Raw genomic sequence first — 17,948 nt, 5'->3', positions numbered from 1 at the left:
GCGTTTAAAAAGAACCCCGTCCCGAAAGGTGCGGGGTTTTTTGCTGTGTGGGGTACGCCTCCCCGGTGGCGCTGCGCTTACCGGGGCTACGGATCCGACATGGGGCTACGCCCCTCCTGTGGCGCGGACAAGATAGGTCGCACCGACTCAGGGAAAAATATCGCCTGAAGTCCTGCTACTGCTTCGCTAACCCGCCAACCTGACGCTCTCCGGGCGGGTGGTGTCAGAAACCTGCAACACGGGTATGGTGAATAAACAACCTCTGCAACGCTGCGGATAAAATACCTATCTTTTTGCCTCGAAAAATACTGAGAATTACGCGCGTGGTGTGGTCGCTCGTACCGTGAATTTATCCAATGATACGAGTCGAAAAATAATTATCAGTAGCTACGGTTAAATATCTCTCTCTATTTCAGCGCTATTATCTTGTGCTCTGCGAAATAATAGCGCTGCTTCTTCTTTCGGGATATTAACGCGTTAGCGAAATTACGAAATTATTTCCGCCGCTGAGGACTTCACTCCCCATTTATTGCAACAATGGGTATGCATCTTGCCGGTTTTTGGGCTTGATGCGCCATATCATTAACACTTTGTTAACTTGATCTGGTTTATATGACAGCAAATTTGATATACAAAGAGGGATGATTGCCTGTATGGATGCTGCCCGACGTACCTTGCGTTATCTGCTCTGGTTATCGGCTGGCAATATGAGAATAGAAATGAAAATCCTGCTTAACTGGTCGCCGTTGCGCCGGCTCTTCACCTACCTTCAGGAGCGCTTTACCTTTCTGGTGCTGCTCTGCTGGCCAGCGATAATCTGGCTGTTCTGCCGGGTCGGCGTGTGGCTGACGGATAACCTGTATGAACTGCTGGGGAAATCACCCGCCCAGTCCTTCACTGTCTATCTGCAGCCGTTTATGACCCCCGGCACGCTGCTGCGCATCTCCATCAGCTGGGTGGTGCTGCTGTTCATTCTCTTCAGCATGGCGATGGCCTTCACCTGGGGTCTTCGTCACTTTATGAATCGCCACAAATAAACCATTCGGGCCGCCGGGAGTCGATGGCCCTTCTTAAGCCCTTACGCCATCTGACCAATCGTTTTGCGAAAACGCAGCAGGGCGATAGTAAAGAACACCGCTCCGATAGCCAGCAAGGTTAAGAACTGCGGCCAGACGATACTGAAGCTGGCGCCGCGGTACAGAATCGCCTGCGCCAGACTGACGAAGTGGGTGGTCGGCATGGTCAACATGATATCCTGAACCAGCTGCGGCATACTTTCCCGCGGCGTGGAGCCGCCAGAGAGCATCTGCAGCGGCAGCAGCACCAGGATCATCAGCAGCCCCAGCTGCGGCATCGAGCGGGCGAGGGTGCCCATAAAAATGCCGATCGAGGTGGTGGCGAACAGGCTGAGCGCCACCCCCAGCATAAACAGTGGAATCGACCCCTCAATGGGCACCTGCAAAATCCCCTGAACCATCAGCAGCAGCGACAGCCCGGAGACCACCAGCACCACCAGCCCCATCGACCAGATCTTGGCCATCATGATCTCAAACGGCGTAACCGGCATCACCAGCAGATGCTCGATGGTACCGTGCTCGCGCTCGCGGATCAGCGCCGAACCGGTGAGGACAATAGCCAGCATGGTGATGTTGTTGATGATCGCCATCACCGCGCCAAAGCGCTCCTGTTCCAGGTTAGGGTTAAAGCGCATTCTTACCGCCAGCTCTACCGGCAGCACGCTGTTCTCCCGATAGCGGGCAATGAAGCCGTTTACTTCGCCGTTAATAATATTCTGGATATAGCCGTTGCCGGTAAAGGCCTGGCTCATGCGCGTGGCGTCGACGTTGACCTGCACTTCCGGCTGGCGGCCGGCCAGCACATCGCGCTGGAAATTTGGCGGAATATTGATGGCGAAAGTGTAGCGCCCGGCATCCAGGCCGGCGTCCATCTCATCGGCGGTGATCAGCTCCGGTTCGAGAAACCAGGGGCGGTAGAAAGCGTTAATGATGCGTGAAGAGAGCTGCGACTTATCCATATCGGCAACCGCAATCGGCGCCAGGTGCAGCGAGCCGGGCATCACCGTAGCTGAGGAGTACACCGACACGGTAAAAGCAAACACGATCAGCGCCAGCATCGCTTTATCACCCAGCAGGCTGCGCAGCTCTTTAACGCCGAGGTTATAAATATTACGTAATCCGCGCATCACCCCTCCTGTTTCTTCAGCAGCAACACGCTCAGCCCGAGCACCAGCGGCACCGCAATCAGTAGGGGAATAAAGGAGCCCCACAAATCGCTGAGATTCAGCGCCTTGGAGAAGGTGCCGCGGGCGATAGTCAGGAAGTGGCTGGTCGGGTAGATTTGTCCAATCCAGCGCCCGGGGCCTTCCAGCGACGCCACCGGATCGATCATCCCGGAGAACTGGGTCGCCGGGATGAGCGTAATGATGGCGGTGCCGAAGATGGCGGCGATTTGGCTCTTCATAAAGGTTGAGATCAGCAGTCCCAGTCCGGTGGCGATGGTGACATAGAGCAGCGCCGCCAGGCTCAGCGTCAGGAAGCTGCCCTTATGTGATACGCCAAAGACGAAGACCGACAGCGCGCACAGCAAAAAGAAGTTAAACATTCCCAGTACGATGTAAGGCACCTGCTTGCCGAGCAGGAATTCGCTGCGGGTGGTCGGCGTCACGTACAGGTTGATGATCGACCCGAGCTCCTTCTCGCGTACCACGCTCAGGGCGCTGAGCATCGCCGGGATCATCATCAGCAGCAGCGGGATCACCGCCGGGACGATGGCCGGCAGGCTCTTCACGTCCGGATTATAGCGATAGCGGGTCTCAATGGAGATGAGAGAGGTAGCGCGCTGCGGACTGCTCTGCCGGGCGGCCATCTCCTGCAGCCAGGCCAGATGCATGGCCTGCACGTAGCCGCGCACCGTTTCCGCGCGGTTTGGCATTGCGCCATCCACCCAGACGCCGATTTGCACCGGCGTGCCGCGGGCGATATCGCGGCCAAAGTTCGGCGGGATCTCTATCGCCACCGCCAGCTCGCCGTCGCGCATTCGCCGGTCGAGCTCATCGTAACTGCGCAGCGGCGCCTGTTCGATAAAGTAGCGTGAGCCAGCGATATTCTGCGACCAGCCCTGACTGCTCAGTGTTTGATCGCGGTCGAGTACCGCAAAGCGTAGATCCTCGACGTCCATGCTGATCCCATAGCCCATGATAAACATCAGGATCACCGTTCCCAGCAGCGCCAGCGTCGAGCGCACCGGATCGCGGCGCAGTTCCAGCGCTTCGCGGCGGCTGTAGCTGAACAGCCGTTGCAGACTGAAGGCCTGGCGCGGGGCCGCGCGTTCTGGATGGGATGCTGCAGCAGGCGCAGGTTCCTCAGGAGCTGCGGCGGTTGGCTGCGCCTCCTGGAGCCAGGCGATAAACGCCTCTTCGAGGCTGGCGGCACCGCGCTGCTCGACCAGCGCCTGCGGCGTATCGCTGGCCAGCACCTTGCCGGCGTGCATCAGCGAGATGCGGTCGCAGCGTTCTGCCTCATTCATAAAGTGGGTGGAGATAAAAATGGTCACCCGATCCTGACGCGCGAGGTCGACCATCAGCTGCCAGAACATATCCCGTGCCACCGGATCGACCCCGGAGGTGGGTTCGTCGAGGATCAGCATTTCCGGGCGATGGATGACCGCCACCGCCAGCGACAGACGCTGACGGATGCCCAGCGGCAGGGCGGTGGGCAGGGCGTCTTCCACTTCGCTGAGCATGAAGCGCTCGCTCATTTCCGCCACCCGCCCGGGGATCTCGCCGTCCGGAATATGAAACAGGCGGGCGTGCAGTTCGAGGTTTTGCCGGACGGTCAGTTCGCTATAGAGCGAGAAAGCCTGCGACATATAGCCCACCCGCTGGCGGGTAGCGATATCTTTCGGGTCGACCGGCTGGCCGAACAGCCAGGCTTCGCCTTCGCTGGCGGGCAGCAGGCCGGTGAGCATCTTCATGGTGGTGGATTTGCCGCAGCCATTGGAGCCGAGGAAGCCGAAGATTTCACCGCGGGCGATGCGGAAGTTAACGTGGTCGACGGCGACGAAGTCGCCAAAGCGCATGGTCAGCCCACGGGCTTCGATGGCGATCTCTTCCTCGCGGTCGTCGCGCGGCGGGATTACCACTGCCTTATGCGCCTGGCGCTGCGCTTCCGGCAGCAGGGCGATAAACGCCTGCTCCAGCGTCTGACTGCCGGTCTGCGCTTTCAGCTCCGTAGCGGTACCGGTCGCCAGCACCTCGCCGGCGTTCATCGCCACCAGCCAGTCAAAGCGCTCAGCCTCTTCCATGTAGGCGGTAGCCACCAGCACGCTCATCTCCGGCTGGCGCTGACGAATGCTGTCGATAAGCTCCCAGAACTGCGCCCGGGAAAGCGGGTCGACGCCGGTGGTGGGTTCATCGAGGATCAGCAGCTGCGGGTCGTGGATAAGGGCGCAACAGAGCCCCAGCTTTTGCTTCATCCCGCCGGAGAGCTTACCCGCCGGGCGATCGCGAAACGGCGCCAGCTCGGTGCTCTGCAGCAGCTCGTTGATACGAGATTCGCGTTCGGCTTTATCGTGGCCAAACAGGCGGGCGAAGAAGTCGACGTTTTCATACACCGAAAGGGTGTGATAGAGGTTTTTCCCCAGCCCCTGCGGCATCCAGGCAATCTTCGGGCACACCTCGCGGCGGTGATGAACGTCGCGCATATCCCCGCCGAGCACCATCACGTTACCCTGCTCAATGGCCCGCGCCCCGGCGATGAGAGAGAGCAGGCTCGATTTGCCGACGCCGTCCGGGCCAATCAGGCCGACCATGCGCCGCGCCGGGATCGCCAGACTGATATCCCGCAGCGCCACGGTGGTGCCGAAGCGCTGGCCAACGTTGTCCAGCCGGGCGACGGGGGGCGAGGTATCCTGTGGCGTCAGTATCATTGCGGCAACCTTACCGTCAGGGCTTCAGGCCAGGACAGCTGGTTATCCAGCCGCACGTAAGCCATGCCGGGCAGACCGGTTTTGACATACTCCAGGTGCTGCGCCAGCAGCTCCGGCGGGATACGCGCTTTGACGCGGAACATCAGTTTGAGACGCTCGTCGCGGGTCTCCACCGTTTTCGGCGTGAACTGGGCGACGCTGGCGACAAAGCTGATATTGGCCGGGATCACCAGATCCGGAGCGGCATCGAGGATCAAGCGCGCTTCGCTGCCGAGCGCCAGCAGACCTGCCTGTTCGGTGGGCAGAAAGAAAGTCATATAGACGTCAGCGAGATCGACCATATTCAGCACCCGACCACCGGCGGCCAGCACTTCACCCGGCTCGGCGACGCGATACTGAATACGGCCGTCGCGGGGGGCTTTCAGCTCGCTATCGTCAATATCGGCGAGGATCCGCCGCTCGGTCGCCTGGGCGGCTTCGACGCGGGTTTGCGCCTGAATAATACTGGTGCGGGCGGCCTCGATGGCGGCGCGGGCGGCAGAGACCTGGGCTTTCGCCGACTCCAGCGCCGCGCGAGCGCTCTCTGCTGCCGCGCGATCGTCATCCAGTTGCTGGGCGGAGACGGCGCCGCGCTGGGAGAGAGTGTGCGAGCGGACGTGACGTTTCGCCGTGGAGTCGAGCTCCGCCTGACGCTGCTTCACTACCGCTTCGCTGGCGCGCATTTCACTTTGCCGCTGATCGAGCAAGGCTCTGGCGGCCAGGACCGCGCTTTCCGCTTCCTTGATTTGCGCGGCGGCTTCAAGACGCTGCTCGTTCAGTACACGGGTATCCATTCTCGCCAGCACCTCTCCCTGGTGCACGAACTGGCCCTCTTTGACCAGAATGGTGTCGATACGCCCGGCGATTTTGCTGGCAATATCCACCTCGGTGGCTTCGATTCGTCCGTTGCTACTGGCAAAACCCTCCGGGAGGCCCGGCGGGCGCAGCAGCCACCATGCTGCGGCGGCGAGTACCACCAGTAAGCCGACAAAATACCCTGTCCAACGTTTCTTTATTTTGTCCATACGCGACTCGCTTGATTCCCTGTGCGAAGTGATACGCGTGTCTTCTCCGGCGGGCGGAGCGTCCTCCTTGCGAAGGACGAATGAGTGGGGAAGGGCCGCTGACGCAGCGCTCTACCGCGTCGATGCGCAGCCGAACGCTGTACTACTTATGTGGTCATCATCAGCGATCCTGGCCTTAATGAAACACGCATAGTGAGAGCTACCGTTAACGTGATAGTAACATTCGCGGCGGTGTTGTCCACACTAAAGGCAGGGTCTTGTCGACGCGTTAACAAAATATCCACTACCGGAAACCTTTCATCACCTCAGAACAGGACCGGCAGCCCCAGACCTCGTTTCACTTCATGCAGCGTCTGCTGCGTCAACTGGTGGGCGCGCTCGCTGCCCTGACGCAACAATTCCAGCAACATCCCTTTATCCTGAATAAAGGTGGCCCGCCGTTCGCGGATCGGCGCCAGGAGCGCCTGCAGGCAGGTTTCCAGTTCATTTTTACACTGGCGATCCCCCAGCCCGCCGCGCTGATAGTGGGCTTTCATCTCAGCCACCAGTGCCTTATCGCTATGGAAAGCGTCGAGATAGGTGAACACCACGTTGCCGTCGACATGCCCCGGATCGCTGACTCTCAGGTGCGTCGGGTCGGTATACATCGCGCTGACCGCGCGGTGGATCTCCTCTTCACTGGCCGATAACGTCAGCGTATTGCCCAGCGATTTCGACATTTTGGCGTTGCCGTCGACGCCCGGCAGGCGGCTCACTTCGCTGAGTAGCGCCTTGCAGTGGCGCAGCACTGGCGCGCCGGTGAGGCTATTCATCTTGTGGACGATCTCGTTGGTCTGCTCAATCATCGGTAGCTGATCGTCGCCCACTGGCACCAGTTCGGCTTTGAAGGCGGTGATATCTGCCGCCTGGCTAATCGGATAGGCGAGAAAGCCCACCGGCAGCGAACGGGCGAATCCCTTCTGGGCAATCTCATTTTTGACCGTCGGATTACGTTCCACGCGGGCGACGGTGACGATATTCATATACAGCGCGCTGAGCTCCGCCAGCGCGGGCAGGGCGGACTGCAGGCAGATCGTGGTGAGCCTGGGGTCAATGCCGACGGCCAGATAATCGGCCATCACTTCGAGAATATGATGGCTGATTTTTTGCGGGTTGCTGCCGTTGTCAGTGAGCCCTTGCAGGTCGGCGATCAGGATAAACTGCTGGTGGTTGTGCTGCAGCGCGACGCGCTGGCGCAGCGAGCCGACGTAATGGCCAAGATGTAGCTGGCCGGTGGGGCGGTCGCCAGTGAGGATGGTTTGCGGATGGTTCATCAGGGACTCCTTATCAGACTGTTCAGCCGAAAGACGTCCTGAAAACACCAAAGCCGCCTTCCGGCGGCTTTGAAAATGGAAACGTGTATCGTGCCGCCTGTTATGCAGGCAGCCACCAACGGCGGGGATAGGTCACGATCGCGTTTCTGTTCATCTTTTTATCCTGCCACGAAACCATAGTGGGGTAAACCCTGTTTGGTAAAACGCCCGGCGGCGCTGCGCTGGCGCGGGCCTACGGACTGCCCGCACAGGCCGGGTAACAGGATAAAACGACCGCTGTTACATGGTCGAGAAGACGTTCATGATCACGCCGCCGGAGATAATCAGCGCCATGGCGATAATGGCCGCCAGGTCCGGTTTCTGCTTATAGAGGATCATGGAGCAGATGGTGACGCCGACGATACCGAAGCCGCACCACAGCGAGTAGGCCACACCCACAGGGATGGTGCTCATTGCGCGGGTGAGGGCGAAGTAGCAGAGGCCGTAGGCGCAGACCACCAGCACCGAAGGGGCCAGTTTGCTGAAACCGTTGGTCTTTTTGATCATCGAGGTGCCGGTGATTTCGGAGCCGATAGACAGCGCCAGCCATAAAAATCCGAGATTAAACATAGGGGGTATTCCTTTCCTGTTAGTTAGCGATGTTCTTATCCATGGCGGCGGCTGGCGCGGCGGGCGCCGCCTCTTCGCTCGCTTCGGAACCCATTTTCGAGAACAGGTTCATGATAATGATGCCGCTGGCGATCACCGCCATGCCGATGATGGCGGCGGTATCCGGGTGCTGGCCGTAGAATGCCATTCCCAGCGTCGAGACCACCAGAATGCCGGTGCCGGACCAGGTGGCGTACGCCAGACCGACCGGGATATCTTTCACCGCCCTTGAGAGCGAATAATAGCAGGTGCAGTAAAGCGCAATCAGCAACCCGAGCAGCAGCATTTTGCTGCCGCCTTCGCTGCTACCGAACATTTTTAACGTCGAGGTTGCCGAGGTTTCGGAGAGGATAACCAGCAGCATCCATAACCAGCATTTTGTTTTCGAAGACATCGTTAAGCTCCAGGTTTTTCGTTGGGTAAGGTCATATCTTTCTGTTTTTTAAGTAATCAATGGCCGCATCGGTCAGCTGAGCGCGCGGGGCCGCCGCCAGCGCCGGATTATTCACCACGTCTGTGACGGTAAGATAACGGCGCGGTTCGCTGCTGGCGGCGGCCGGCGCGGTGGGTGCGTCCAGCTTCGCCAGCAGCTCATTCATGGTGCCGAGGAAGACGCCGCAGGCTTCCAGACGAGCCAGTGTGGCCTGCAGATGCCCGGCATAGGCGCTGCCGGCCTGCGCGCCGCGCAGCTGGTTGAGCTCGCTGTGCGGATCGCAGTGGTAGCGCAGGGCCAGAACCGGAATACCCGCCAGCAGCGCCTCGTGCGCGCAGCGGGAAACCGGATTGCGCAGGGTGCCGTTCAGCAGATCCGAGGCTTGCGGATAATCGAGAAAAGGCAGCAGTACCCCCCGCCATGGCGCTGACGGCAGGGCATCCTGCCAGGCCGATGACGGGATAATCTCGCCCACCTCTCGCCAAGCGGTGGCGTCGGCGAGACCCTCCTCCAGCGCGAGGCGCAGCGGATAGCCGCTTCCCGCCAGGCGCTGGCGGATTGCCGCGCGGTAGCCGTCTGCGGCGGTCACCATCACCAGTACCGGCGGCCGCAGGCGCTGCAAAATCCGCGCAACTACACCTTCAATCTGTTCGTCGGTCATGGCGAGCCTCCGTTAGCCGATGAGCGTCACCTGCGCGCCGTTTTTTAACCCGGCGGCATTGGCTTCTTCGGTGTCGATGTGAAATTCCAGCGCGAAGTCATCGCGCACCCGCACCACCACTTCATCGAAAGTCAGCTGGCGCTCGCCGTTGCTGCGCACGCTGACCTTCTGGCCATTGCTGACGTTGAGCTGGCGCGCGTCCTGCGGCGACATATGAATATGCCGCCAGGCGCAGATCACCTGAGAATGGAGCTCAACGTGACCGGCGGGGCCAATCAGCAGCGCGCTACCGGCATTCTCCAGTTGCCCGGACTCACGAACTGGCGCTTGAATGCCGAGCGTGAAGCAGTCGGCGCGCGACACTTCCAGTTGCGATAGCGGGCGGGTCGGGCCGAGGACGCGAACGTTGGTCAGCGAGCCCTTCGGCCCGACGGCGGTTACGCACTCCTGGGCGGCAAACTGCCCCGGCTGGCGCAGCGGTTTGAACGGCGTCAGGCTGTAGCCTTTACCGAACAATGCCTCGACGTCCTGTTGCGCGAGATGGACGTGGCGGTTGGAGATCCCCACCGGGATCGCCGGCGCCGTTGCGCTCAGGCGGGCGACGATTTTTTCGCGAAGCAAAGTGTCGATCATGACTTCTTCCCTTTCTTCAGCGCAGGGTGCTTATCTTCCGCTTCGTTCGGGATAGCGGGCGGAACGATGGGTTCCGGGGCGGTGATAACCACCGGTTCGTCCGTTTTTTCCTCGCGCGGAGGGTTGCCTTTGAGGTTGCTTAACGCTTCAACCACGCAGCGCTCCGGACGGGCAATGACCAGCGACTTCACGGTGTGCTCGGCGCCGGCAACCGCCACGCCGCGTTCTATAGCGGTGTGGATGGCGCTGATTTCCCCTTCAAAGCAGACGCTCACCAGCCCGGAGCCTGGTTTGCGATAGCCAATGCAGGTCACTCCCGCGGCTTTACAGGCGGCGTCGACGGCCTGAATGGCGGCGACCCATCCTCGCGTTTCAATTACGCCTAAACTTTTCATGGTCGGCTCCTGTTAATGGCGGACTAAGCGAATATCAAAATCAAATTGCCGGAAGAAGGCTTCCAGCCGGTCCAGTTCATCCGGCGAATAAGACGGGTCCTGGCTAATCGGGTAGGGCATATCCAGGCGTTCGTACTTTTTGCGTCCCAGCTGGTGGTACGGCAGCATGTCGATACGGCGGATATTCCCGCGCTTCGCCAGCTTCTGTACGTAATCAATGGCGCCGGTAATGGCGTCGAATGAGTCGTTGTAGCCGCGAATGAGCGGCATACGCACAATGACGTTGGCGCCGGAATCCACCAGCCATTCGAGATTGCGGCGGATCCCTTCGTTGCCGATGCCGAGCATCGCCTTGTGGTGTTCGCTGTTAATCTGCTTAATGTCGAATAAGAAGGTGTCGGTGACCGGCGCCAGCTTCTGGTAGTTGGCAAGTGGGGTGGTGCCCTGGGTTTCGACGGCGGTGTTAATCATCATCTTTTTGCATTCGCTGAATAAGGCGACGGCAAAATCGGTCTGCAGGCTCATCTCGCCGCCGCCGATGGTGACGCCGCCGCCGGAGGAGATGTAGAAGTCGTAGTCCTGCATGATGATCTCCATCAGCTCGCTGACGGTGACGTCCTTGCCCATAATGTCCAGCGCGTTCTGGGTGCAAATCTCTTCGCATTTGCGGCAGCCGATGCAGTCTTTATGGCGGTCGACGAAGTGCTTCATTTCGCCGTTCTCTTCCGCCCGATAATGAATACCCGCCGGACAGACGCTGACGCAGTCGCCGCAGTTAATGCATTTGTCGTGCGAGAACATCACCTGGAACTGGCTGTTCAGCCCTTCCGGGTTGGCGCACCACGGGCAGCGAATGTTGCAGCCCTTAAAAAACACCAGCGTGCGAATGCCATCGCCGTCATAGATCGAATATTTCTGGATATTGAAAATTCGGCCCGTTAATTCTTGTTTTGCGATCACGCTTGCCTCCCGCTCCGTCCCGTTACGGGACGGAGAACTTCCGGTTATTTCTCAAATACAGCTCATTTAATTCTCTTTAAGAGAACTAGAACTTCTCAATCACCGTACGGCTGATGATCTCGTCCTGGACCTCTTTGCACAGCTCAACGAAGTAGGCGCTGTAGCCGGCGACGCGGACGATCAGGTCGCGGTATTTCTCCGGCTCCTGCTGCGCCTTCTTCAGCACTTCGTTATCGACATAGCTGAACTGCATCTGGCCATTGCCGAGAATCGAGGCGGTACGCAGCAAGGTAATCAGGCCATGGCGACCTTCCGGGGTATCCAGCAGCCCTTTGAGGAATTTGAAGTTGTGCACCATGCCGATATTCATGGTTTCCACGTTCATCTTGCTGACCGACTTGATAATCGCCGTTGGGCCTTGCTTATCCGCGCCCTGGGTCGGGCTGATGCCGTCGGAGAGCGGCATCCACGCCAGGCGGCCGTTCGGCGTGGCGTTGGTCAGCTCGCCGATGGGCGTGTTGTTGGAGATAGACAGGGTGCCGTGGCTGAGGGTCGAGTAGAGCATCTTGTACTTACGGCACTCTTTCTCGGTCCATTCGGTAATATCCAGCGCGTACTGGTCGACATAGTTATCGTCGTTACCGTATTTCGGCGCGTTCAGGCAGTCGCGACGCAGCGCTTCGTAACCTTCAAAGTTGGCCAGCAGCGCATCGCGGATCTGCTCAAGGGTGTATTTCTTCTCTTCGAACACCAGCTTGCGGATCGCCGCCATCGAGTCGACGTAGGTCGCCAGACCGGAGAAAATCAGCCCCGGACCGTGGTTGACCATCGCGCCGCCGGCGGCGACATCTTTGCCGCTTTCCATGCAGCCTTCGACCAGCAGCGACATCAGCGGCTTCGGCGCCACATCGCGGTGGACGCGCTGGCTGATGACGGTGCCGATAGCCGACAGGCGCACGATATGGGCGATCTGCTGTTTTACCGCCGCGTCGAATGCTTCGAAGGTGCGCAGGTCGCGCAGGTCGCCGGTGTCCAGCCCCTGATAGCTATCGAACAGCACCATCCGCCCGCGGTTAAGCACGAACTCGATAGCGATAGGCCACTGGGTGTAGCCGGTGGAGGTCCACTGGTAGATGCGCCCGGATTTCTGCGGTTCAACGCAGCCCATCAGGCAGTAATCGCGGGCGTCTTCAAAATCGAAGCCTTTGCGCAGCATCATCTTGATGTGGGAGTCATCGAAGTGGCAGGCCGGGAAGCCCATTCCCGCTTTCACCACGTCGACGATTTTTTCCATGTATTTCTGCGGCGACTGGTTGTGGATACGGCAGGCCAGCGACGGCTGGTAAACCTTCACGAAGCGCACGGCGTCCATAATCAGATAGGTCAGATCGTTACAGGCATCGCCGCCGCTACGTTTCTGGCCGCCAACGGTGAGGTTGATAAACGGCTGATAACCCGCGAAATATTTCGCTCCCAGTTCGCTCGACATCCACATCAGTTCGGCACATTTGATGATAAACGCCTGCAGCAGCTCCAGTGCGGTGTCGTGGGTCAAGCGGCCTTCGCGGATATCGGCTTCGAACATTGGATAGCAGTACTGGTCGACGCGCCCCAGCGACAGCCCGGTCTGGTTCTCTTCGATTTCAAACAGTGATTCGACGGTCCAGATACTCTGCAGCGCTTCCTGCAAGGTCTTCGGCGGATTGGCCGGCACGTTTTCGTTGACGTCGGCGATGGTCAGCAGCTCGGCGCGGCGCTGGGCGTTTTGCTCTTTAGCCGCCAGTTCGCGGGCATGGGCGGCGATGCGGCGAGCGTAGTTGACCACCCCTTCGCAGGTTTCAATCGCCGCTTTGTAGTAGTAAATGCGGTCGATATCTTCCGGATTTTCCATGCTCAGGCTGGCCAGATGCGCCTCGGCATCGGCTTTAATGCCGTTCATCCCTTTGGTGAACAGCAGCACGTCGTAGCCCGGGCAGGTATCGCCGCCGCCGTTAATCTGGTGATAGGAGAGGTCGCTGACGAAGGTCTCGCCGCTGAAGGCCCAGACGCCAGCCTCACGGTATTGCGCTTCGCAAATCTCATCCAGCGAACGGCCTTCCCAGAATGGGACGATCTCTTCGCGAATGGTTTTTTTATCCGCTTCGCTGATCTCAAACGGATCCTGCGGGCGGGTGCTCATGGTGTCGAGCTCGTCGCGCACCCAGCGCCAGGCGATATCCGGCGAGAAGGCGCCCGCGCGCGGCTTGCCGCACGGATGGCCGACGATCAGCTCATCGTCCTGAATCAGAATCGGCGCGGTTTCGCAGGCGTGGCGGAAGGCTTTCGCTCGCAGCAGAATGGTCGGCATGCCTGGGTTAGCTTTCACCACTTCGGTAAAGGCCAGCGCGCGATAGATAGAGACGCTCGGGCGCACCGTCAGGTAGTGGTTGCGCAGGCGCTGCATACGCGGGGTTAACCCTTCCATCACCGGCGTGTCGGCGCAGGCGGCAAACGGGGCGTGGCTGACCTGCTGTACGCCGCTAAACAGACGCACCGGCAGATTCAGCGCGCTGAGGTTTTGCTGCGCGCTGAGGAACATGTCGGAGAGTTCGTTGATGCGCGCATTCTCAAGGCTTGCGCCGTGCAGCATGGCGTCAAACATCGGATAACCGTCGATCGCGCAGGCGGCGCGCACTTCGCACAGTTCCGCCAGCTTGAACCACAGCGATTCGACGATTTCATACGCCTGCTGCGGGGAGAGCGCGCCGTTGTTGATATCGTGCTGGTAGTAAGGCAGCAGGGCTTTGTCGGCGCCTTCCGGGTTGACGGCGTAGCTGCCGTTATCGAGCTGGAGCGCCAGCTGGAACAGATAAAAGGCCTGGCACGCTTCTTTGAAGCTGCGCGCCGGATGCGCCGGAACATGGTGCAGAATGGCGGCGCTGTCCAGCAGTTCCGCCCGGCGGTAAGCGTTGGTTTCCGCGGCGGCCAGCTGTTCGGCGCTGTTGGCCAGGTTTTGCGCCAGCGCCAGCAGGGCGTCGCAGGCGTAGATGGCGGCGCGACAGCCGTTGACTTCATCCATGCCGCTGCGGCTGACGGCGCTGCCCAGCGCGCGGGTTTTCTCTTCCAGCTGATGTTTTATCGCCAGTACGCCTTTTTCGACCACCAGCTTGTAATCCGGGGAGTCGAGATCGCTATTCAGATTGAGAAACTGGAACGCGGACGGGCGACGGGCGGCGCTCTCGTCGTGGAAAATCGCCCCGTGCGGTTTGCGGGTCTGGTTGCCGACGATCAGCTCGTCGGCGCTGATGCACAGCGGCAGCTGGCGCATCAGTTCATAGAAACGGCGCGCCGGTTTGACGGCGGCGGGAACCCCGGCGATATCGCCATCAAGGGCGTTGAGCGTGGTGGCATGTTCGGTGCACAGGGTGCTTTTCTGGGCGAGTAAACGGTCTGCCAGCACTTTTACGCGCGGCGTTAAGTTGTAGTGTGCCATGAAGTATTCTCCAGATGTTCTTGTTAGTTGCCCGCATTGTTGCCGGGTGGCGCTGCGCTGACCCGGCCTACTCGCGCGTTACCCGTAGGCCCGTGCAAGCGGAGCGCCGCCGGGCGATTCCGGGCAACCGGACCACGCCTGGCGATAAAGTTCGGTTAACGCATTAGCGTCCGGCGTACGTGGGTTGGTTGGCGTGCAGCTGTCGCGCAGCGCCTGGCCAACCATCTCCGGCAAACGGCGGTCGAATTCAGCCGCCTCGATGCCGGTTTCGCTGATGCCGGAGGGCATGCTTAGTTCGTCTTTTAACGCCTGAATGGCGACCAGCAGGCTGGCGACGCCCTGGCGCGGCGAGGCGGCAGGCAGATCCAGCAGATGCGCCAGGCGGGCATATTTATGCGCCGCGAAGGTGTCGCACTGGCCGTGGAAATCGGCGTTCCAGGCGACGACGTACGCCATCAGCAGGGCGTTGGCGCGGCCATGGGGCACGCGGAAGACGCCGCCGAGCGCGTGGGCCAGGCTGTGGGTGATCCCCAGCGATGCGTTGGTGAAGGCCATCCCCGCCATGCAGGAGGCGTTGTGCATCTTTTCGCGCGCCTGCAGGTCGTCACCGCTGCGCCAGCAGGTTGGCAGATAGCGAAATACCTGCTGCACCACTTTCTCCGCCAGGGCGTCGGAAAAGTCGCTGGCGGCGCGGGAGACGTAGGCCTCAAGGGCGTGACACAGCACGTCCATGCCGGTGTCGGCGGTAATAGCCGGCGGCACCGAGGCCACCAACGCCGGGTCCAGAATGGCGATATCCGGCAGCAATGACGCATCCACCAGCACCAGCTTTTCCGCGTTGGCTTTCACCACTGAAAAGGCGGTGACTTCCGAACCGGTACCGCTGGTGGTCGGGATGGCGACGAAGCACGGACGGGGACGGCCGGCCTGCGGACGGGTTTGCGCCAGGGAGAAAATAACCGCTTTGGCGGCATCGATAACCGAACCGCCGCCGAGCGCGATAACCAGATCCGGGTAGTGGTTATCCATCAGCTTCATACCGCGCACCACGGTGGCGATATCCGGATCCGCCACCACGTCGTCCCACACCTGCCAGGCGATCCCGCGCTGGCGCAGCAGGGCGGTGACGCGCTCGGCGAGGCCAAACTTCACCATCGCTTGATCGGTCACCAGCAGCACGCTGCGGGCGGACAGTTCGTTCAGCACCGAAAGGGCGTCCTGACCGAAGCAAATCCGCGGTTTCAGTAAAAATTCACTCATTGGGCTATTCACTCCTGTTCGGCGTCCCGAAACACCTTCTCGACAATGGCGACCACCGACATCGCTTTGTAGCGGTCTTTATTGAGCGCGAAGTACTCTTCCGCCAGCACGATGTCGTGCATACCGGCGCCGACGTTATCGACGGCGGCCCAGGTCTGGTCCTTCATCGGCTGCTGTTTGTCATCTAAGCGAGTGATCAGAAGCAGGTTGCTGCCGCGCAGCTCATCGCATTTTTGCGTGGCGACAACATGGCCGGTCACCTTTGCGAGAATCATCGTTTTATCGCCTTATATCAGTGGGTTACTTAGCGAGGTGCTCCAGCACCTGGCGGATAACGCGTTCCACGTTTTGCTCATTGATTGCGCCTTCCGCATGCGCTGCGGCGCCTGCGCTGGCGAAGCGGTCATCGCTGCCTGCCGGGTGTGCTGGCGCAGCGTTCGCCGGGGCGTTGAAACGCACGTCATCAAGAATGCTGCGCTGCGGATCGCTCGTCGGCGTGACGATGGTCGGCTGCGGCTCAGGGCGGCTGCCCGGGGCGCGCAGTTCGTCAATCGACCGCACGCCGTAGCCGACTTTGCGGATGTTGAGCAGGTTCATCGGGCCGACGTTGTCGGAGCTGGAACCGCCGCCGACCGCGCCGCAGCCGAGGGTCAGCGCCGGGGAGATATTGGTGGTGGCGCCGATGCCGCCGAGCGCCGCCGGGGTGTTGATCAGGATGCGGTTGACCGGTTTTTCGAGGCTGAACTGGCGGATGACGTCCTGGTTGCGGGTGTGGATCACCAGCGTATGGCCGAGCCCTTCATTGGTCAGCAGCTCTACCACACGGTGACAGGCGGCTTTCCAGTCCTCTGCCACGTACAGGCCGAGTACCGGGCACAGTTTTTCGCGCGAGTAGGGGTTTTTCGGCGAGACGGTGGTCTGCTCGGCGATCAGCACTTTGGTGCTGGCCGGGACGCAGAAGCCGGCCATCTGGCTGAGGTACAGCGCGGTTTTGCCGACCACTTTCGGGTTGATGGTGCCGTTCGGGCGCAGCAGCAGCGCCGCCATTTTCGCCGCTTCATCTTCATTCATGAAGTAAGCACCCTGCGCTTCCAGCTCGCGGTGAACCTCATCGTAAATGCAGCCTTCGACGATGATCGACTGCTCGGAGGCGCAGATCACGCCGTTATCGAAGGTTTTGCTGGTGATGATATCTTTCACCGCGTGATGGATATCGGCGCTGCGTTCGATAAATGCCGGGCCGTTGCCCGGGCCGCCGCTGATGGTCGGGGTGCCGGACGCGTAGGCCGCGCGCACCATGCCTTCCCCGCCGGTGGCGAGGATCAGCGAAACGTCTTTGCTGTGCATCAGCTCTGAGGTGGCTTCGAGGGTCAGCTGGGTGATGCCGTCGACGCTGCCCTCCGGCGCGCCGGCCGCTTCCGCCGCGCGTTTGACGATCTCAATCGCCTTCCAGCTGCACTGACGCGCGCCCGGATGCGGGGAGAAGATAATGGCATTGCCGGCCTTGAGGGCGATCAGAGCTTTGTAGATAACCGTAGAGGTTGGGTTAGTTGAGGGAACCAGCGCGCAAATCACGCCCAGCGGCACGCCCACATCCATCACTTTTTTTACCGGGTCGTCATGAATGATGCCGACGGTCTTCATATCTTTGATGGCGTCGTAGACGCGCAGCGAGGCGAAGCGGTTTTTCAGCACTTTGTCCTGCCAGTTGCCAAAACCGGTCTCTTCCGCGGCCATTTTCGCCAGCGCTTCGGCATGGTGCGCTGCTTCCTGGGCCACGTTTTTCACGATGGCGTCGATTTGCTGCTGCGAAAAGGTGGCCAGCATTGCCTGCGCCTTTTTGGCGTTGCGCACCAGTTCCCGGGCGTTCTGCCGGGACTGCAAATCGTTATCCAGTTCAATCATGAGTCTATCCTTCATCAGACGAAAAGAGTGGGGACGGGGCGTGCCCTGTCAGGTCATGCTTTGTGCTGCGCCGCGATTTTTTCGATGTCGTTATGGGGACGCGCGATGACGCGAGAGCTGACGACTTCGCCAATGCGTTTCGCCGCTTCCACGCCGGAGTCGACCGCCGCGTTGACCGCGCCGACGTCGCCTTTCACCATCGCGGTGACCAGGCCGGAGCCGACGTTTTCATAGCCGATCAGTTCGACGTTGGCGGC

16 protein-coding genes are annotated in these 17,948 nt (G+C 60.3%); 1 reads left to right on the top strand and 15 read right to left on the bottom strand.

The annotated features are described in order from the left end of the window. The first annotated feature begins 719 nt into the window (after positions 1–719). Positions 720–1,037 carry a hypothetical protein gene (locus ABLV04_RS08200; RefSeq protein ID WP_004204117.1) on the top strand — a complete coding sequence of 106 codons (318 nt, stop codon included), beginning with the start codon at positions 720–722 and terminating at the stop codon, positions 1,035–1,037. 41 nt (positions 1,038–1,078) lie between these two features. Here the strand turns inward: ABLV04_RS08200 and ABLV04_RS08195 are convergent, their stop codons facing one another. The 15 genes from ABLV04_RS08195 to ABLV04_RS08125 all read right to left on the bottom strand — a co-directional run. Then, complete coding sequence (locus ABLV04_RS08195; protein WP_048336335.1) at positions 1,079–2,203, bottom strand: ABC transporter permease; 1,125 nt, start codon at positions 2,201–2,203, stop codon at positions 1,079–1,081. Continuing rightward, positions 2,203–4,947, bottom strand: coding sequence for a ribosome-associated ATPase/putative transporter RbbA (gene rbbA / locus ABLV04_RS08190; RefSeq protein WP_132134695.1), 2,745 nt, complete (start codon positions 4,945–4,947; stop codon positions 2,203–2,205). The genes ABLV04_RS08195 and rbbA overlap by 1 nt, the downstream gene beginning before the upstream one ends. After that, positions 4,944–6,011 carry an HlyD family efflux transporter periplasmic adaptor subunit gene (locus ABLV04_RS08185; RefSeq protein ID WP_101995916.1) on the bottom strand — a complete coding sequence of 356 codons (1,068 nt, stop codon included), beginning with the start codon at positions 6,009–6,011 and terminating at the stop codon, positions 4,944–4,946. The genes rbbA and ABLV04_RS08185 overlap by 4 nt, the downstream gene beginning before the upstream one ends. A 305-nt stretch (positions 6,012–6,316) precedes the next feature. After that, a complete protein-coding gene (gene trpS, locus ABLV04_RS08180; RefSeq protein ID WP_060591556.1) occupies positions 6,317–7,324 on the bottom strand; it encodes a tryptophan--tRNA ligase in 1,008 nt (335 codons plus the stop codon). A 279-nt stretch (positions 7,325–7,603) separates the two neighbouring features. Beyond that, positions 7,604–7,933: a multidrug efflux SMR transporter gene (locus ABLV04_RS08175; protein ID WP_004204123.1), complete on the bottom strand. Its 330-nt coding sequence runs from the start codon at positions 7,931–7,933 to the stop codon at positions 7,604–7,606. 19 nt (positions 7,934–7,952) lie between these two features. Next, positions 7,953–8,366: a multidrug efflux SMR transporter gene (locus tag ABLV04_RS08170; protein ID WP_017899148.1), complete on the bottom strand. Its 414-nt coding sequence runs from the start codon at positions 8,364–8,366 to the stop codon at positions 7,953–7,955. Between the two features lie 31 nt (positions 8,367–8,397). Continuing rightward, a complete protein-coding gene (locus ABLV04_RS08165) occupies positions 8,398–9,066 on the bottom strand; it encodes a hypothetical protein (protein WP_117263563.1) in 669 nt (222 codons plus the stop codon). A gap of 12 nt (positions 9,067–9,078) precedes the next feature. Continuing rightward, the gene (locus ABLV04_RS08160; protein WP_004204126.1) at positions 9,079–9,699 is read right to left on the bottom strand and encodes a phosphate propanoyltransferase; all 621 of its coding nucleotides are present in this window, start codon (positions 9,697–9,699) and stop codon (positions 9,079–9,081) included. After that, positions 9,696–10,094 (bottom strand): BMC domain-containing protein, encoded by a 399-nt coding sequence (locus ABLV04_RS08155; protein WP_004204127.1) that lies wholly within the window; start codon positions 10,092–10,094, stop codon positions 9,696–9,698. Before ABLV04_RS08155 ends, ABLV04_RS08160 begins: the two co-directional genes overlap by 4 nt. Before the next feature lie 12 nt (positions 10,095–10,106). After that, entirely contained in the window at positions 10,107–11,054 is a 948-nt protein-coding gene (gene cutD / locus ABLV04_RS08150) for a choline TMA-lyase-activating enzyme (RefSeq protein ID WP_023319643.1), read from the bottom strand. An 85-nt stretch (positions 11,055–11,139) separates the two neighbouring features. Beyond that, on the bottom strand, positions 11,140–14,526 hold the full coding sequence (cutC, locus tag ABLV04_RS08145) for a choline trimethylamine-lyase (RefSeq protein WP_180266044.1): 3,387 nt from the start codon (positions 14,524–14,526) through the stop codon (positions 11,140–11,142). A 78-nt stretch (positions 14,527–14,604) separates the two neighbouring features. Next, positions 14,605–15,786, bottom strand: coding sequence for a 1-propanol dehydrogenase PduQ (locus ABLV04_RS08140; RefSeq protein ID WP_180266043.1), 1,182 nt, complete (start codon positions 15,784–15,786; stop codon positions 14,605–14,607). Between the two features lie 8 nt (positions 15,787–15,794). Further along, positions 15,795–16,061 carry a EutN/CcmL family microcompartment protein gene (locus tag ABLV04_RS08135; protein WP_180266042.1) on the bottom strand — a complete coding sequence of 89 codons (267 nt, stop codon included), beginning with the start codon at positions 16,059–16,061 and terminating at the stop codon, positions 15,795–15,797. A 25-nt stretch (positions 16,062–16,086) separates the two neighbouring features. Beyond that, positions 16,087–17,691 carry an acetaldehyde dehydrogenase (acetylating) gene (locus tag ABLV04_RS08130; RefSeq protein WP_180266041.1) on the bottom strand — a complete coding sequence of 535 codons (1,605 nt, stop codon included), beginning with the start codon at positions 17,689–17,691 and terminating at the stop codon, positions 16,087–16,089. 53 nt (positions 17,692–17,744) lie between these two features. Further along, the coding region (locus tag ABLV04_RS08125; RefSeq protein WP_049046479.1) for a BMC domain-containing protein at positions 17,745–17,948 on the bottom strand (204 nt) is incomplete at its 5' end.

It is taken from the genome of Klebsiella sp. JN_Kp127 (genome assembly GCF_040062505.1).
GTDB classification, from domain to species: domain Bacteria; phylum Pseudomonadota; class Gammaproteobacteria; order Enterobacterales; family Enterobacteriaceae; genus Klebsiella; species Klebsiella quasipneumoniae.
The sequence above is the reverse complement of the archived record's forward strand: the minus strand, read 5'-3'. Positions and strand labels throughout refer to the sequence as shown.

Excerpts from the sequence above, each read along its gene's own strand:
- ABLV04_RS08140 (WP_180266043.1), bottom strand. The coding sequence starts at position 15,786 with ATGAGTGAATTTTTACTGAAACCGCGGATTTGCTTCGGTCAGGACGCC.
- rbbA (WP_132134695.1), bottom strand. The coding sequence starts at position 4,947 with ATGATACTGACGCCACAGGATACCTCGCCCCCCGTCGCCCGGCTGGAC.
- ABLV04_RS08185 (WP_101995916.1), bottom strand. The coding sequence starts at position 6,011 with ATGGACAAAATAAAGAAACGTTGGACAGGGTATTTTGTCGGCTTACTG.
- ABLV04_RS08165 (WP_117263563.1), bottom strand. The coding sequence starts at position 9,066 with ATGACCGACGAACAGATTGAAGGTGTAGTTGCGCGGATTTTGCAGCGC.
- ABLV04_RS08200 (WP_004204117.1), top strand. The coding sequence starts at position 720 with ATGAAAATCCTGCTTAACTGGTCGCCGTTGCGCCGGCTCTTCACCTAC.
- ABLV04_RS08175 (WP_004204123.1), bottom strand. The coding sequence starts at position 7,933 with ATGTTTAATCTCGGATTTTTATGGCTGGCGCTGTCTATCGGCTCCGAA.
- ABLV04_RS08155 (WP_004204127.1), bottom strand. The coding sequence starts at position 10,094 with ATGAAAAGTTTAGGCGTAATTGAAACGCGAGGATGGGTCGCCGCCATT.
- cutC (WP_180266044.1), bottom strand. The coding sequence starts at position 14,526 with ATGGCACACTACAACTTAACGCCGCGCGTAAAAGTGCTGGCAGACCGT.
- ABLV04_RS08170 (WP_017899148.1), bottom strand. The coding sequence starts at position 8,366 with ATGTCTTCGAAAACAAAATGCTGGTTATGGATGCTGCTGGTTATCCTC.
- ABLV04_RS08135 (WP_180266042.1), bottom strand. The coding sequence starts at position 16,061 with ATGATTCTCGCAAAGGTGACCGGCCATGTTGTCGCCACGCAAAAATGC.
- ABLV04_RS08130 (WP_180266041.1), bottom strand. The coding sequence starts at position 17,691 with ATGATTGAACTGGATAACGATTTGCAGTCCCGGCAGAACGCCCGGGAA.
- ABLV04_RS08195 (WP_048336335.1), bottom strand. The coding sequence starts at position 2,203 with ATGCGCGGATTACGTAATATTTATAACCTCGGCGTTAAAGAGCTGCGC.
- ABLV04_RS08160 (WP_004204126.1), bottom strand. The coding sequence starts at position 9,699 with ATGATCGACACTTTGCTTCGCGAAAAAATCGTCGCCCGCCTGAGCGCA.
- trpS (WP_060591556.1), bottom strand. The coding sequence starts at position 7,324 with ATGAACCATCCGCAAACCATCCTCACTGGCGACCGCCCCACCGGCCAG.